Raw genomic sequence first — 14,298 nt, 5'->3', positions numbered from 1 at the left:
GTTATAATCAGAGATTATTCAAGAAAATGACAAGCAGAGAGAGGGAGGACCCGATGAGTAAACAGCAGGTTTTTACCGGTTCCCCATGGGAACCGCTTGTGGGCTATTGCCGGGCCATTCGGGTAGGAAACCGGATAGAGGTGGCAGGAACGACAGCCATGCAGGATGGCATTGTAGTGGGAGCAGGTGATCCTTACGCCCAGACCAGATTTGTTTTGCAAACGATTGAGAAGGCGTTGAATGATCTCGGTGCAAATTTGTCACATGTGATAAGAACACGCATGTTTGTGACCGATATCTCCCGTTGGGAGGAAGTAGGCAGGGCTCATGGCGAATTCTTTGGCCAGATCCAGCCTGTAGCCACGATGGTTGAGGTAAGTGCACTCATTGATCCCCTGTTAATGGTTGAGATCGAAGTGGAAGCCATGATTGAAAATGATCCTGAAGCCGAATGAACATAGGAAAAACGGGAAATAACCTTATCCATGACTGTACTAGAACAGCCTGGATAAGGTTATTTTTGCAATTTGAACGTTTAGAATCAATCGGTTTACGTCAATAAACCTGTGACAACCCTTGCTTATTGAAACGGTACAACCTGTGCACTCGAAGTATCCACTACCACTTTCCAGGCGTTCCCGATTGGAGGCAGGCTGCGAGTCAGCACCGGACTATAGAATCCAATGACTTTTGCGTCTTTCGTCAGTTCCTCTGCTTTGATGGCCTCACCATTCTGGTTGACCAGCTTCGTGTCGTCCGAAATATTGAGGATAACGTGGTCAGGCGAGGTTTCCGTCAAGCGGAAGCCGGAGATCTCGATCTGTGTACCTTGATCCTTTGTTGTTCTTACATTTTCAATGGTACCCGAAGTACCCAGAACATCTTCCGATTTCGTAACGGATTCCTTAGAAACACTATCCAGAACAGTCACTTCGTAAGTCGGTGTTTGCGGTGGAAGGCTCATGGTCATGATTGGTGCGTGTACTGCTTCGACTGTCATGCCAATGGTCAGATCGGTGAGTGCGATCTCCTTGCCATCAGCAGATTTGATGAATGTATCCTCACCCAAATTAAGCACTAGACCTTCAGTACCTGTGCCGCCGATATGAATGGATGGATATTTCGTATCCGGGTTGATTCCTGTAATGACGCCACGCTCAGTAACGTTTTTCACGTCCTCTTCACTTGAAATCGTGATCTGATTACCTTTTGTTGTTACCTGGGTATGTAGCACCTGATCTGCAAATGAAGCAGGCACGAACATTTTGCCATCGGTGATTTGAGGTGCTGTTCCCAGTGTAATCAGCATTTTATTGAACGAATATTGATCTTTGTCTGCCGTGACTAGTGTCCAGAAATTCCCTTTAGTTAGCTCGGCCGACTTGTTCTCCTTATTCCACTTCAGCTCAATACCGAGTGCATCCGTAAGATCGCGCAGTGCAATCATGGCTTCCTTACCATCTTTGTTCCAATATCCATCCGCTATCGCTGTACCGTTGACGGACACGTTTACGGATGTTGACAATGCACTATCCACAGCTACGGAAGTTGGACTGCTAGACTGGGTAGTTTCCAGTGTCGCTGCGTATGCAGCTCCTCCGCTCAGGGCCATGGACAGGACCATTAGGGCGCTTACTTTTTTCATGTTGTTGTTCATTGTTGATCTTCCCTTCTAATCTTGGATAGTTCGCGGTAAACTCCTAATTAGGGCCGCGTTCATTCTTATAGACGGAACAAACCGTCCGATTGTTGCAGCTGAACGATGAGTCATGTAAGTGGCGTGTCAGATTATTATTTGCCCAATGTGAGAATTTCCGGGTTACAGGCAGCGGGATACGGTTAAATTTCAGATGAGTGGTACAACCTTTTCTCCGTTCCTGTTCGCTTGGAAGTTTGAAAAAAAACGCCATAACATTCAATGAGAGAGAGGAATGGATCAGATGAGTGATATGTTGGTAGCGCTCTACAATTTGCCGGAGCAGGAGAGTGGTTTGAAGAAACTGGAGCAATCATCCATCGTAATCCGAAGAGCCATTGCACCGGAGAAGCAGCTTGTGCTGGACTGGGTTAGATCGCATTTTAGCCAGCCTTGGGTGGATGAGTGTGATGTATCCTTTGCACGCCAGCCAGTACCCTGTTATATTGCTCTCGAACATGGGAAAATAATAGGCTTCGCCTGTTATGAAGCGACATGCCGCAACTTCTTCGGTCCGACAGGGGTGAGCCAGGAGGCGCGGGGCAAAGGTGTGGGTACTGCTCTGCTGCTGGCTTGCATGCACGCCATGAAGGCAGATGGATATGGCTATGCGATCATAGGATCGGCAGGGCCAGTGGATTTTTATGCCCGGACGCTGGGTGCCGTGAAGATCGAAAATTCTACACCGGGTATTTACAGAGGCATGCTGCGGGCAGACTAGAGAGATTATGAAGCTTCCGGAAAAGAGGAAGGGAGGATGAAGATGAGTACAAGCAAAATGCTGCACATCGGAATGATCGGCACCGGATCCATCTCGGATCTGCATATGAGGTGTTATGCCAAAAACGAGAACGCTGTCATTTATGCCATCTGTGATCTGAACGAACAGCGCGCCGCAGCCGCGGCTCAGAAATATGATGCACAGTCGGTCTACACCGATTATAGGGAAATGCTGAAGGACCCGCATGTGGATGCGGTCAGCATCTGCACATGGAACAATACACATGCCGAATTTGCCATCGCTGCACTGGAGGCGGGCAAGCATGTGCTGCTGGAGAAGCCTGTGGCAACGAATGTGGAAGATGCATTACGAATCGAGGAGGCCGTGAAGAAAAGCGGCTGTACCTTCATCGTTGGATTTGTGCGGCGCTACGATAACAATATGCAGATGCTGCGGAGATTTATCGATGCAGGGGAATTTGGTCAGTTGTATTATGCCAAGGCATCCATTCTCCGGCGTCTGGGCAATCCGGGCGGCTGGTTCGCGGACAAGAACCGCTCTGGCGGAGGTCCTCTTATTGATCTGGGCGTACATATCATCGACCAATGCTGGTATCTCATGGGCAGGCCGAAACCTGTTGCGGTAAGTGGGAACACTTATCGGAAGCTGGGCAACCGTGCTCATATCGAAGAACTTTCTTTCTATAAGGCGGCAGATTACAGTTCAGCTGTGAATAACGTGGAAGATATGGCGAACGCGCTGATTCGCTTCGAGAACGGAGCTTCGCTCGCAGTGGATGTAAGCTTTACATTGCATGCTCGCGGGGAGGAATCCTATGTCAAATTGTACGGTGAACGCGGCGGCTTCGAAGTCGAACCCGAGACCCTGATTATAACGGAAAAACACAACACCATCCTGAATATCGAGCCGCAGACAGATCATACGGGGCTGCATATTCATAGTGCATTCCAGAATCAGATTGATCACTTTGTGGACTGCTGCTTAAACGGGACCGGACCGATCAGCCCAATTGCGGACGGGGTAGCTTCTACCAAGATGTTATGTGGCATCTATGAGTCTGCTGAGAAAGGGCAGGAGATTCGTCTGGATTAATGTAATCGCAGGGTTTGGTGGAGTGTTACGGTCATACAAAAGCATGCGGTCCGCATCGTGCGGCATCGCATGCTTTTGACTGTTTCATTTATTCAGTGGAGAGTTTTCATACCCGGGGTCATCATAATCCGTATCCTGCAGCCGTGGCAGCACATTCATGCTCTCAATCGCCTGCCGGGTATCTGGGGTCCCATGCTCGTACAGAAAACTGTACAGCAATGTCATGCCATCCGAAAACTGTTCGGTTGCTTCGTCATGATCTGCTGATTTGTAAGGTACAGGTGCGCGCTGCAGTGTATAGGTATCGTCGTCCTCCAGCACTTTCATCAAGTCTTTCAGTTGATTCAACTGCTCCTCATCCACGACAATCTCAAATGGTGTCGATTCGTTCTTGGTTTGTTCAATGAGGTTATGGGTTACGGATACAAAAAAATGAGTACTACTGTCCTGCATAATCCAACCTCCATTCTAAAATGGAAAAAAGACGCTTCTACTGTTAATAAACAGCAGTAAGCGCCCTGAAACGATCACGGCAGTAGACTCGTGCCTATTCGTGAGCGTGCTCAATTACGTAAAATATCATAGCGTTCTTGGATCCGCTCTCTGATTGCCATCTCCAATTCCATAAGACACCTCTTTCGTTTCAATGAATCTGTATATAAGATAACTGAAGAATATATTGTAAAAACACTGCTGTAGCAATATTATCCCAATGAAGGCATATATTACGGAATTTTTACATAAAAAAGCCTATCCATCAATACACCATTGAGGATAGGCTGTACTGCCAATCTGGCATTTCATAGAGATTTTATTCCACCTAGTGTTGTTTACCGCCCTGCCCGTCCAGTTACAGGCACCTCGCGTGTTCCGGCTACCATGGATCCTGAACACAGGGGGCACGGCGGCGGTCCAGCTGCTGCTTGTTTGGCTGCTTTTGCAGAAGGTACGGCTGGTTTCTGACGGAGCCATGCCTTACAGGTAGATGAGCTGCATTTCCAGATCGCTACCGTCTCTGTGCGTTCAGAACGTCCTGAGGACGGTGATCCTGAACCCGATGAGGTGGAAGCAGCCTGGCTTCCCTGACGAACACCTGTAGTGCTGAACGCCTTGTGGTTGCGAATTTCTCCGCTGCCACGACGTTCACTGAGGCGATCCTCATCACGTTCGCTGTGGACGTCATGGTCACGATCACTGTAACTGATTGCACGACGATGTACCATATCCCGGCCCTCGGATCGAGTACCAGAACGGGCATATTGTCCATTCCCTTTGCCATATGAAGCTGAATGGCCTGTTCGACTATCATCGCGCTCTTTACGTTTGTCTGGAACCTCCAGCCCAAAGGCTTCGAGCAAAAAGCGGGATACGTCTGCCGGTTTCCCGTGATGACTGGCCGGTGAAGTGACGTATAAGTACTTTTTCGCCCGTGTAATCGCTACATAAGCGAGCCGTCGTTCTTCTTCCAAAGCCATATCCAGCTCCGCATCGGTCTGTTGGACTGCCAGAGCTGCCTTCTGATCTTCAGGGATATCCTGCCGCAGAGCTGTGCTGTGAGGCACAATGCCCTCACTCGCACCGATCCAGTATACGCAAGGGAATTCAAGTCCCTTGGCCCGGTGGATGGTCATCAGCTGCACTGCATCACTGTCCTGGGAGCGGCGCAGGGACTCCATCTCGCGGTGTCTGCGGGAGAGCTCATCGGCGAACTGGATAAACTCTTCTACCGTTTCGAACTTCTTGGCAGCGGCTTCGAATTCGTCCAGTGTCTCCAGCATCGTTTCCTTGTAGTGGGTAAAGATGCTGGGATCGCCGCTTTCCATATACTTGTCGTAAAATTGGCGGCGCATCTCCTGGATGGCCATAACCGGTTTCATTTTGTACAGCGACTTGATCAGCTTGATGCGTTCCTTGACCTGCTCCTGCTGGAAGGGCTTGAGCTTGTCCCACTTAGCCAGATGGATCAGCGGATACTTTTTGGCTTGCTGTTGTTCGCTGCGCTGAATCCACTCCAGCCCGGCATCACGGGATACGTAGAGCGGTCCAAGTGCACTGGGGAGAGCATCTACAGCGCGTGGATTCAGGGAGAGACGCATATGATCCATCAGGGGCCTGATGAGTGACTGGTCATAGAACACAGGAGAAGCCCCATGCTGAACAAAGGGAACATCTTTTAATACCAACTGCTCAAATACGGCCCGACTGCTGCTGGCTGTTCGGTGCAGGATCGCAATATCGCGATAGGTGTGCAATCCTTCCTCCACCTGCTGACAGAGCTGGTTCACGACCCAAGCCGCTTCCTCCTCTGCGTTCGAAGGCGTGGCGAAGCGTGGCGCATCCCCGCGATGTCCGGCTGCACGCAGCCGCTTATCCCGTCTTCGCTTGTTGCGGGCGACCAGTTCGCTGCCAAGTCCGAGGATGCGTGCATCACTGCGGTAATTGATGTCCAGCGTCACGATGCGTGCTCCAGGGTAAACTTTATCGAATTCGAGAATCGATTCCTGACGCGCTCCATTGAACGTATAGATCGTCTGGTCATCGTCACCCACAACCATCAGGTTGCGGTGGGCCGAAGCGAGCATTTGCACGATTTCATATTGCAGCTTATTCGTATCCTGGAACTCATCGACCATAATGTACTGAAAACGCTGCTGAAGCGGCTTCAGCACGGCTGGATCACGAAGAAGGGCTGCAGCACGAAGTAATATATCGTCAAAATCCATTTTGTTACGCTCTCGCTTCCAATTCTCGTAACCGAGGAGGACACGTTTGGCATCCCGTTCCTCCTGCGATTTCTCGGGAAGGTCGGTCGTTTCGGAGCCCTGCATCTTCCATGCAGACAGCATGGACAGCAGACTTTCGGGTTGGAAGGCTTCACTCATGCCGTATTGACGCAAAAGCATTTTGATAACGGTATGCTGGGCACGTGGTTCCCCAAAAATTTCTTCCTGTACACCATAATGACGCAGCAGTGTCAGAGCGAAGGAATGGAACGTGCGGGCCTGTACCGCTCGTGCGGCTGCAGGACGAATGCCTGGCAGTGATGCGATCCGGTCTTTCATCTCGGCAGCGGCCTTATTGGTAAATGTCACGAGCAAAATACTGCCTGCATGAACGCCGCTGACTTCCATGAGATAACCGGCTCTGGCCGCCAGTACGGTCGTTTTGCCGCAACCGGCACCAGCGAGTGTAAGCAGGGGGCCTTTGCCGTGACGGACGGCTGATATTTGTGGCCCGTTCAGACGGATGCCTGCCTCCTCCAGCGAGCGGAAATAGGGTGCATCCTGATGATCATCCCCCACGAGCTGCCGGCTGGTCTCCAGCGGTGCAGACGGGGATTGGGGTAGGGAGGCCGCCGGAGTAACACCGAGCGGACGGGCGTAGAACGTTGAGTTCGGACTTAACATGTTTCATCCACCTCTGTATGCATTCAGGGATAGGACTATCCCGGTTAAAAGTAAACCATTTGCCCTTTTCACAATCACAATGTAAATTGGTATGATAGAGTTAGTCGCCTAAACCGGCGGTTATGCAGGGCCAAAGCTTCATTATACCGAACGTATGGTCCTGACGAAAGCCCCCGAATTCATCCAGCATCGGCAGAAAACGGGCACTCACGCGCGAATGCGCAACTTTTTGGCATGATATCGTATAAGTTATATACTATGAAAATTGAAAATTAAAGAACAAATTGCAGTTGAACCCGAAGGGTTCAACGTCTGACGGGACAGAGGAGGAGATGTCATGAAATTGCTTCAACGAATTAAGAATGGAGCGAACAAAGCAACGGAGCGTGCACAGCATGCTGTGGAGATTGGGAAAATCAACAATCAAATCGTGGGCTTGCAGCAGGAACAGGAAGTCCATTTTACAGATATGGGTCGCATTTTCTATGAGGGTTACCGTGCACAGGATATGACGCGCGCCGAAAAAGAAATGGTTGATCTGTCGCACCTGTGCGACGAACTGCAGGATGAGATTGATGGTTTGCGCAGCAAAATTGCCGAACTCAAAAATGAGCGGTTGTGCGAATGCGGCCACGTTGCTTCACTGGATGCGAACTTCTGTCCGAAATGCGGACGTAAACTGGGTGAATTCAAGTCTGCAGCATCAACTGCAGGTCCGGCATCTGTGCGGCAAGAAGCGGCAGTGGCTCAAAGTGCGGAACGCCCTTTCTATGAGGAAACAACAACGATTCAAAATGATGTGGATGAAGACGAGCCGTATCACACGGTAATTCCGTCCATCGCAGATCTAGAGACCGAATCTGAATTCAACAGTGCGGAGTTTACCCAGGAAGAGAAGGAAGCGTTTGATGCAGAATGGGAACGACGCCGGGAAGAAGAGATGCTTCGCGAACGGGAACGGCAGCAGGAACTTGATGAGCGTATCCGTTACTGGAAAGAGAATAACCCGATCGTAAACACGGTTGACGTACAGACTGAAGTACCACGGGAGATGGTGAAATGCCAGATTTGTACATCCGAGCTGCCCAAAGGCTCCAAATGGTGCCCACGCTGTGGTGCGGAACAGATCTGATGTAGTAGGACCACTGCCGCAGTAAGATAGGGCAGTGTGGTTGCTGACAGCATGGGGGGACGGGAATATGGACCAACTGCTGCATCATCTGAATCATCTTGGGTTTACCGAGATGGAATCCAAAATTATGGTGGAACTCGCGCGCCAAGGTTCAGCCTCCGGCTATGAGGTTGCGAAGCGCCTGGGCGTGTCCCGTTCCAATGTGTATTCCACCTTGCAGCGGCTCTCTCAGCGAGGATTTCTGCGCTGCAGTGCCGGAGAACCTGCGAAGTACAGTGTGCTGAAGCCCGAGGAGATGACTCGAATGATCTCCGGACAGATGCGCGCTTCTCTTGATTATGTACAGAGCAGCATGCCGCAGCATGAACCTGAGAAACCGGTCTTCTACAATATCGAAGGTGACAAAAACGTATTCGATAACCTTAGCCGCGAACTGGCCGAGGCCAAGCATGAGATCGTCGTGGATGTTTGGCGTGAGGAAGCCGAATTGCTGCATGATCTATTGAAAAAGGCAGAGGATCGGGATGTCAGGCTGTTATGGTCATGTGATGGTGGCGAAGGGATGCTCGATCAGCCGACACCGTGGCTGGGAATGCCTCTCTATGGTAACGGAAACGGGAGAAAGTTTTCCATTGTCGTTGATCGGCGCTGGTGCATGCTCGGAATGCGCGGGGAATCCTGCGCAACTCAGGCTGTTGTAACAGAACATCCGGTCATGACAGGTTTGCTGTTGAACCATTTTGCACAGGAATTGGTACTGTACGAACTGGAACAGGATATGGGGGAAGAACTTGAGTCCCGCTATGGACGCCGGTTTGAGCAGCTGTCTGCACGTTATTGGTCTGTTCCTGCGGCAGGAGATCAGGGCTGAGTCAAGGGTACTGGAGTATCTGCCCTAGTAAAGCTGGAACAGAGTAAATATCTGTAGATTTGAATATGTTGAAACAGAGCAGGCGCTGCCTTGAGGCAGTCGCCTGTTTTGCGTTTTGAAGTAAATCAGTGATGTTCATCACAGCATCGTTGCCCTGCTGAGTTAGAGTTAAGGTATGAAGTCATGCTATTTTTGAGAAACTGGAGTTAAAAGCGCAGAACTCGATTTTAGGTGGAGATGAATCAGCCTTTGGGCACGTGATATAGAGCTTCGAGTACGTCAATGTAATACTCCGTCCCATGGGGGACGAACTCGGAAGCATGGATTGTGCGAGCATGACGTTCTGGAATGGGAGATGAAGAATCCAGGTTAGAAGTCTGGTCCGCATTTACCCCAGTGGCCTGGATCGTATCCGTCTCACCACGAAACAAGGCGAGCAGATCATGCAGGGGCACTTCATACAGGCTGTCCACTTCACTGGCCTGCAAGGTGTAAGCCTCGAGTGGCTGGTTGAGACTTAGGCCGTATACCGAGCTGAATTCCCGGTCCATAAAGGGTACACCGCGAACCTCGCCTTGCAGCTGCTGCTTGGCAGTCAGAAGGTAAGACAGGGATTCAAAAGAAACATGTACGCCCAGTTCCTCCTCCAGCTCACGACTTGCCTCCTCAAGCTGCTCACCCGCAGTGAGATGTCCTGCTGCCGTAATGTCGTAACAACCCGGGAAGGTATCCTTGATATCACGTCGACGTTGAAAAAGAACCATTCGCTGATTACCATCGTCACGCACGATCCAGCAGTGGAATGAACGGTGCCAATATCCTCTGGCATGCACCTCACTGCGAAGCTCCGTGCCGATCCAATTTTGCTCATCATCATAAATGTCGAAACGTTCTGGGGTCATGATACGTATCTCCTTATATAGCAAGTTTTAAAGTTCAAAATTTCACAAAGTATGTTTTTTAAACGAAAGGGGAACAAACGTATGGAATGCATTGTACACTTTCAGGTCATCTATCCGCAACCACAGGAACGTAAAAGTCTTAGAGGACTTATTTTTGTCGGGCAAGGCCAGGAACCGGCGAATCATCAGCTAACGACCATGTTTAAGGATATGGGATTCAACGTACGTCTTGAAGATGAGACGCAATTGCTGTTTAAACCGGTGGATGCCTCGGCAAACTTTGAATATATTCGGGTAAATGAACTTGATACCGGGGAAGAAGTATACAAGGAAGATAAGGATCTGAAGTCGATTTTGGAGCATCTGTTGCCACGCCGATTTTAAACCATAGGGATGATATAAGATAGTAATAAGTATCAGCAGTATTCATTTGCTCATGGTCTAATGAAAAAAAAAGGCCCCACCTTTAGGGTGAGACCTTTCAAGCCGGAGCGGTTTCCTTACATAAAGATGGGCATGGACAGGAGTAAACCTGTTGATTATGCCGGAGCGCCGCTGCCTTCTGCCTCCAGCTCTGAAGTACAGTGCGAACAGCGGGTAGCTGCAGCCGGTATTTCGGAGAGACAGTACTTGCAAGCCTTGGTTGTTTTTTTCGGCTCGGGCTTTTTGTGCTCTTTGCTTTTAATATAATTGACGCCCTTGACGAGCATGAATATGCAAAATGCAACAATCAGGAAATCAATGAGTATGTTGATAAATTGGCCGTAGGCGATGACTGTAGCGCCTGCCTCATTGGCTTGAGCCAATGTTGTGATTTTCTCTCCGCTGGCGGTTCTCATATCCCCATCCAGATTAAAGATTTTCTGACTGAAGTCAATGCCTCCAAGCAGCTTCCCGACAGGGGGCATGATGATATCATTCACGAGGGACGTGACGATTTTGCCAAAAGCAGCCCCGATGATGACACCGACTGCCAGATCGATCACGTTGCCGCGTACGGCGAATTCCTTAAATTCTTTAAGTATGCCTTTCATTTCTGCAATCTCCTTTAACCAATAAATTCATAGTGCAGGCCGCGCTTCCGTTATCATATTGTACAAAAAAAACACGCTCCTATCACCCCCTTTCTACAGATTAAGACATGTTTTCACAATTTCCATGAAAATACTTCTTTATTTCACGCCGCCAATTCGGTATACTTCTAACATTGTCAGTTACGTTTACACTTTTATATTCAGGTTCGCGATCATAAATTGGAACGAATCTTGGAGCCAAATAATTAAATATGCCGTTACTCGTATATGTGCAGGAATAGGCCTGCATGTCTCTACCCGATCACCGGAATGATCGGACTACGGGAAAGATCTGCATGATCGCTATCATTGGGCACCCTCTCGAGGTCAAGGACTGAAGGTATATACCGAGATTGGTTCTCATATATGGATGTCCAGTTTATCCATGCGTACGTGCAGCATCCGATACGGCTTGTCCTGATAAGTACAAGTCCGTTTTTTCCCGTCTCCGGTTTTTCCGCAGCGTGTGAAAAGGCGGGCTTTTTGCTTTTTTAACATCGGAAATGGACATGCTGGCTGGCTGTATAGAGGGCACACAGGGGGAAGAATCACGATGCAATTGTTAAAAGACAAAGTGAGACAGGAAGGAATTGTCCTGTCTGAGCAAGTACTCAAAGTGGATTCATTCCTGAATCACCAGATGGACCCGGTTCTCATGAAGGAAGTGGGCAAGGAATTCATCCGCCGCTTTGAAGGAGAGAACATTACGCGAGTGCTTACCATTGAATCGTCCGGGATTGCACCAGGCATTATGACTGCACTGGAACTGAATGTGCCGCTGATTTTTGCACGGAAACAGAAGTCGCTCACACTCACAGAAGATATTCTGGTTGAGAAGGTGTACTCATTCACGAAGCAGGAAACGAATGAAATTACGGTAGCCAAGAAGTTTATGCAGCCTGGAGATCGTGTGCTGATCATAGATGATTTCCTTGCGAATGGTGAGGCGGCCTTTGGTCTGGCGCGTATCGTTGAACAGGTCGGAGCTGAAGTGGTCGGTATAGGGATCGTTATTGAGAAGGCGTTCCAGCCGGGAGGCCGCTTGCTGCAAGAAGCTGGATACCGCGTGGAATCGCTGGTTCGTATTGGAGCTCTGTCGGATGGACAGGTAACATTTGCGGATGAGGAGGGCTCGAATTAATATGGCACGCGAGCGTATTTTCCAGCGGCACCGTCATCCCATCAAAACGTTCTCGCTTGGTCTGCAGCATGTCCTTGCGATGTACGCGGGAGCGGTAGTCGTTCCACTTATCGTTAGTAATGCACTCGGCTTCACCCAGGAACAACTGACGTATCTGATTGCCATTGACTTGCTCGCCTGTGGTGTGGCAACGCTGCTGCAGGTATGGGGTAATCGTTATTTCGGGGTTGGACTGCCAGTTATGCTTGGCTGTGCATTCCAAGCGGTATCTCCAATGATCTTGATTGGTCTGAACAGCGGGGTGTCTGCCATTTACGGGGCGGTCATCGCCTCAGGGATTTTTGTAGTGTTGTTCTCGGGCCTATTCGGCAAACTGATCCGTCTGTTTCCGCCCGTTGTGACAGGTTCGGTCGTGACCATTATTGGTCTGACTCTGATTCCTGTAGCATTTAGAGATCTGGGGGGCGGCCAAGGAGCGGAAGACTTCGGCAGTGGGACGAATCTTCTGCTTGGCTTCGGCGTATTGGTGTTTATTATTCTAATGACCCGTTTCACGACAGGATTTATCCGTTCAATCGCCGTTCTGGTCGGTCTTCTTGCGGGTACGGTAGCAGCCGGATTTATGGGCGAGGTTAATTTTGCCCCGATTCGCGAAGCAAGCTGGTTCCATGTGGTGAAGCCATTTTACTTCGGTACGCCAACGTTTGAGATTGTTCCGATTCTGACGATGATCCTGGTGGCGATTGTGAGCGTGGCTGAATCGACAGGTGTATTTATGGCTCTCGGCAAAATATTGGACAAGGATCTGTCCTCCAAGGATTTGGCCCGTGGTTACCGGGCGGAAGGGCTCGCCATCGTACTTGGAGGGATTTTCAACTCATTCCCGTATACCACCTATTCACAAAATGTAGGGCTTGTACAGATGACCCGTGTTAAAACTCGGGATGTCATCGTGGTAGCAGGTGGACTGTTGGTCGTCATCGGATTTGTACCGAAAATCGCAGCACTCGCACAGCTTGTGCCCGGTTCTGTATTGGGCGGAGCGATGGTTGCGCTGTTCGGAATGGTCGTGTCATCCGGTATTCGTATCATTGGCAGCCAGGTCGATCTGAATCGGCATGAGAACCTGTTTATCATTGCTTGTTCCGTAGGAATGGGCTTGGGTGTTACGGTTGTACCTGAGTTGTTCGCGGGTGCACCGGACTGGGCACAGATTATGCTCGGTAACGGAATCATTGCCGGCAGCTTCACCGCCATCTTTATGAATTTGCTGTTTAATGGTCTCGGTACGAAGGCAACAGCTGCGAAAATGGCTGAACAGCAGGCAGATGTGATTCTTGGAGAGTCTGACAAGTCGGCATAAATAGGTACACGTGGTTAAGTGGTATCCGGAATGGATGCTATGTTAACTCACAGGATGAATCAATTACGTCATGAATGAATAAAGTTAATGGCATGATTGATTCACGGAATAAATGATATACCACCTAAACATCCGGATCGCTGCACGAGAGCAGTAGTTCGGGTGTTTTTTTACTTTGTTTTGGGAGTAATAGTCAGGGAAATGACATGTTGGATGGGAAAGGCGACTCAAACCTTAGTTAGGTTCGGATCGCCTCCTTTTGTTATTATGTTTAGATTTCGGAACGGGGCTCATTTGTACAGTAAGCTACAGATGTCTCATCTGTTTCTCTGCAAAGTCACCAACCCAAGGCAGCTTCAGCCATTTTCCTTGCAGACTGGTGACGACCATGATAATCCATACGACTACTCCCAGCAGCGATAATAAGGATGCGACCATGGGTCCGAAGAGAGGCAGAAATGCCGATAGTACATGACCGACCATGATAATGCCAAAGACCGTGACGGATTGAAGCGCGTGAAACAGCACAAACCGGCTGCGTTTTTCCACTGCCAGGAAGACGATTCCACCTACAAAGGTAAACAGATAACAGAGCATGCCGGCGATATTCTCATCCAGACCGCTTGAGGATTTCATGGGGGACATCCGGTCCAGCCTCCTTTGTCCTTTTTCTATACGTTATGAAGAAGGTGGACAGAACTGAACCGGGTTTAATTAAGAAAGTTACCAGAAAACACACACAAGGCACGGTAACTTAGGGTGGCGTAGGAAGCGTATTTTAAAATGAGATTAAAGTGCATAGTTGCACATTACAGTTTGATACTTTCTTCATATTCAAGAAATTCCATAATATTCCGAGTTATATATTAGAGTTACAAG

The 14,298-nt window shown here is 49.4% G+C and carries 14 protein-coding genes and 1 riboswitch; of the genes, 8 read left to right on the top strand and 6 right to left on the bottom strand.

All coding sequences use genetic code 11. The annotated features are described in order from the left end of the window. The first annotated feature begins 53 nt into the window (after window positions 1–53). Window positions 54–455 (top strand): RidA family protein, encoded by a 402-nt coding sequence (locus ABGV42_RS18485; protein WP_347382941.1) that lies wholly within the window; start codon window positions 54–56, stop codon window positions 453–455. A 125-nt stretch (window positions 456–580) separates the two neighbouring features. Here the strand turns inward: ABGV42_RS18485 and ABGV42_RS18480 are convergent, their stop codons facing one another. Continuing rightward, window positions 581–1,657 (bottom strand): copper amine oxidase N-terminal domain-containing protein, encoded by a 1,077-nt coding sequence (locus ABGV42_RS18480; protein ID WP_347382940.1) that lies wholly within the window; start codon window positions 1,655–1,657, stop codon window positions 581–583. Between the two features lie 283 nt (window positions 1,658–1,940). Between ABGV42_RS18480 and ABGV42_RS18475 the strand changes: the two genes are divergently transcribed. Continuing rightward, window positions 1,941–2,417, top strand: coding sequence for a GNAT family N-acetyltransferase (locus tag ABGV42_RS18475; protein WP_347382939.1), 477 nt, complete (start codon window positions 1,941–1,943; stop codon window positions 2,415–2,417). 42 nt (window positions 2,418–2,459) lie between these two features. Further along, window positions 2,460–3,530 carry a Gfo/Idh/MocA family protein gene (locus ABGV42_RS18470; protein WP_347382938.1) on the top strand — a complete coding sequence of 357 codons (1,071 nt, stop codon included), beginning with the start codon at window positions 2,460–2,462 and terminating at the stop codon, window positions 3,528–3,530. Window positions 3,531–3,614: 84 nt separating this feature from the next. On the opposite strand, the gene ABGV42_RS18465 is transcribed toward ABGV42_RS18470, so the two are convergent. Together ABGV42_RS18465 and ABGV42_RS18460 are read right to left on the bottom strand one after the other, a co-directional pair. Next, window positions 3,615–3,983: a hypothetical protein gene (locus tag ABGV42_RS18465; protein WP_347382937.1), complete on the bottom strand. Its 369-nt coding sequence runs from the start codon at window positions 3,981–3,983 to the stop codon at window positions 3,615–3,617. Between the two features lie 377 nt (window positions 3,984–4,360). After that, complete coding sequence (locus ABGV42_RS18460; protein ID WP_347382936.1) at window positions 4,361–6,937, bottom strand: UvrD-helicase domain-containing protein; 2,577 nt, start codon at window positions 6,935–6,937, stop codon at window positions 4,361–4,363. Between the two features lie 337 nt (window positions 6,938–7,274). On the opposite strand from ABGV42_RS18460, the gene ABGV42_RS18455 reads away from it, so the two are divergent. Both ABGV42_RS18455 and ABGV42_RS18450 read left to right on the top strand, forming a co-directional pair. Further along, window positions 7,275–8,069: a zinc ribbon domain-containing protein gene (locus ABGV42_RS18455; RefSeq protein ID WP_347382935.1), complete on the top strand. Its 795-nt coding sequence runs from the start codon at window positions 7,275–7,277 to the stop codon at window positions 8,067–8,069. Between the two features lie 67 nt (window positions 8,070–8,136). After that, window positions 8,137–8,940 carry a TrmB family transcriptional regulator gene (locus ABGV42_RS18450; protein WP_347382934.1) on the top strand — a complete coding sequence of 268 codons (804 nt, stop codon included), beginning with the start codon at window positions 8,137–8,139 and terminating at the stop codon, window positions 8,938–8,940. Window positions 8,941–9,182: 242 nt separating this feature from the next. Here ABGV42_RS18450 and ABGV42_RS18445 read toward each other — a convergent pair whose 3' ends face one another. Further along, a complete protein-coding gene (locus ABGV42_RS18445; RefSeq protein WP_347382933.1) occupies window positions 9,183–9,842 on the bottom strand; it encodes an NUDIX hydrolase in 660 nt (219 codons plus the stop codon). Between the two features lie 81 nt (window positions 9,843–9,923). On the opposite strand from ABGV42_RS18445, the gene ABGV42_RS18440 reads away from it, so the two are divergent. Beyond that, entirely contained in the window at window positions 9,924–10,226 is a 303-nt protein-coding gene (locus tag ABGV42_RS18440; RefSeq protein ID WP_347382932.1) for a hypothetical protein, read from the top strand. A gap of 155 nt (window positions 10,227–10,381) precedes the next feature. On the opposite strand, the gene mscL is transcribed toward ABGV42_RS18440, so the two are convergent. Beyond that, a complete protein-coding gene (mscL, locus tag ABGV42_RS18435) occupies window positions 10,382–10,876 on the bottom strand; it encodes a large conductance mechanosensitive channel protein MscL (RefSeq protein WP_183525444.1) in 495 nt (164 codons plus the stop codon). A 241-nt stretch (window positions 10,877–11,117) separates the two neighbouring features. Further along, a riboswitch (purine riboswitch) is annotated at window positions 11,118–11,217 on the top strand. A gap of 251 nt (window positions 11,218–11,468) precedes the next feature. Here mscL and ABGV42_RS18430 point away from each other — a divergent pair. After that, window positions 11,469–12,056: a xanthine phosphoribosyltransferase gene (locus ABGV42_RS18430; RefSeq protein ID WP_183525441.1), complete on the top strand. Its 588-nt coding sequence runs from the start codon at window positions 11,469–11,471 to the stop codon at window positions 12,054–12,056. 1 nt (window position 12,057) lies between these two features. Further along, window positions 12,058–13,419 carry a nucleobase:cation symporter-2 family protein gene (locus tag ABGV42_RS18425; RefSeq protein ID WP_347382931.1) on the top strand — a complete coding sequence of 454 codons (1,362 nt, stop codon included), beginning with the start codon at window positions 12,058–12,060 and terminating at the stop codon, window positions 13,417–13,419. 306 nt (window positions 13,420–13,725) lie between these two features. Here the strand turns inward: ABGV42_RS18425 and ABGV42_RS18420 are convergent, their stop codons facing one another. Then, the gene (locus ABGV42_RS18420) at window positions 13,726–14,064 is read right to left on the bottom strand and encodes a DUF4870 domain-containing protein (protein ID WP_347382930.1); all 339 of its coding nucleotides are present in this window, start codon (window positions 14,062–14,064) and stop codon (window positions 13,726–13,728) included. Window positions 14,065–14,298 lie beyond the last annotated feature (234 nt).

The organism is Paenibacillus pabuli, from assembly GCF_039831995.1.
In the GTDB taxonomy this organism is placed as follows: domain Bacteria; phylum Bacillota; class Bacilli; order Paenibacillales; family Paenibacillaceae; genus Paenibacillus; species Paenibacillus pabuli_C.
Note: the sequence above shows the minus strand (reverse complement) of the source record. Positions and strands in the feature narration are given on the sequence as shown.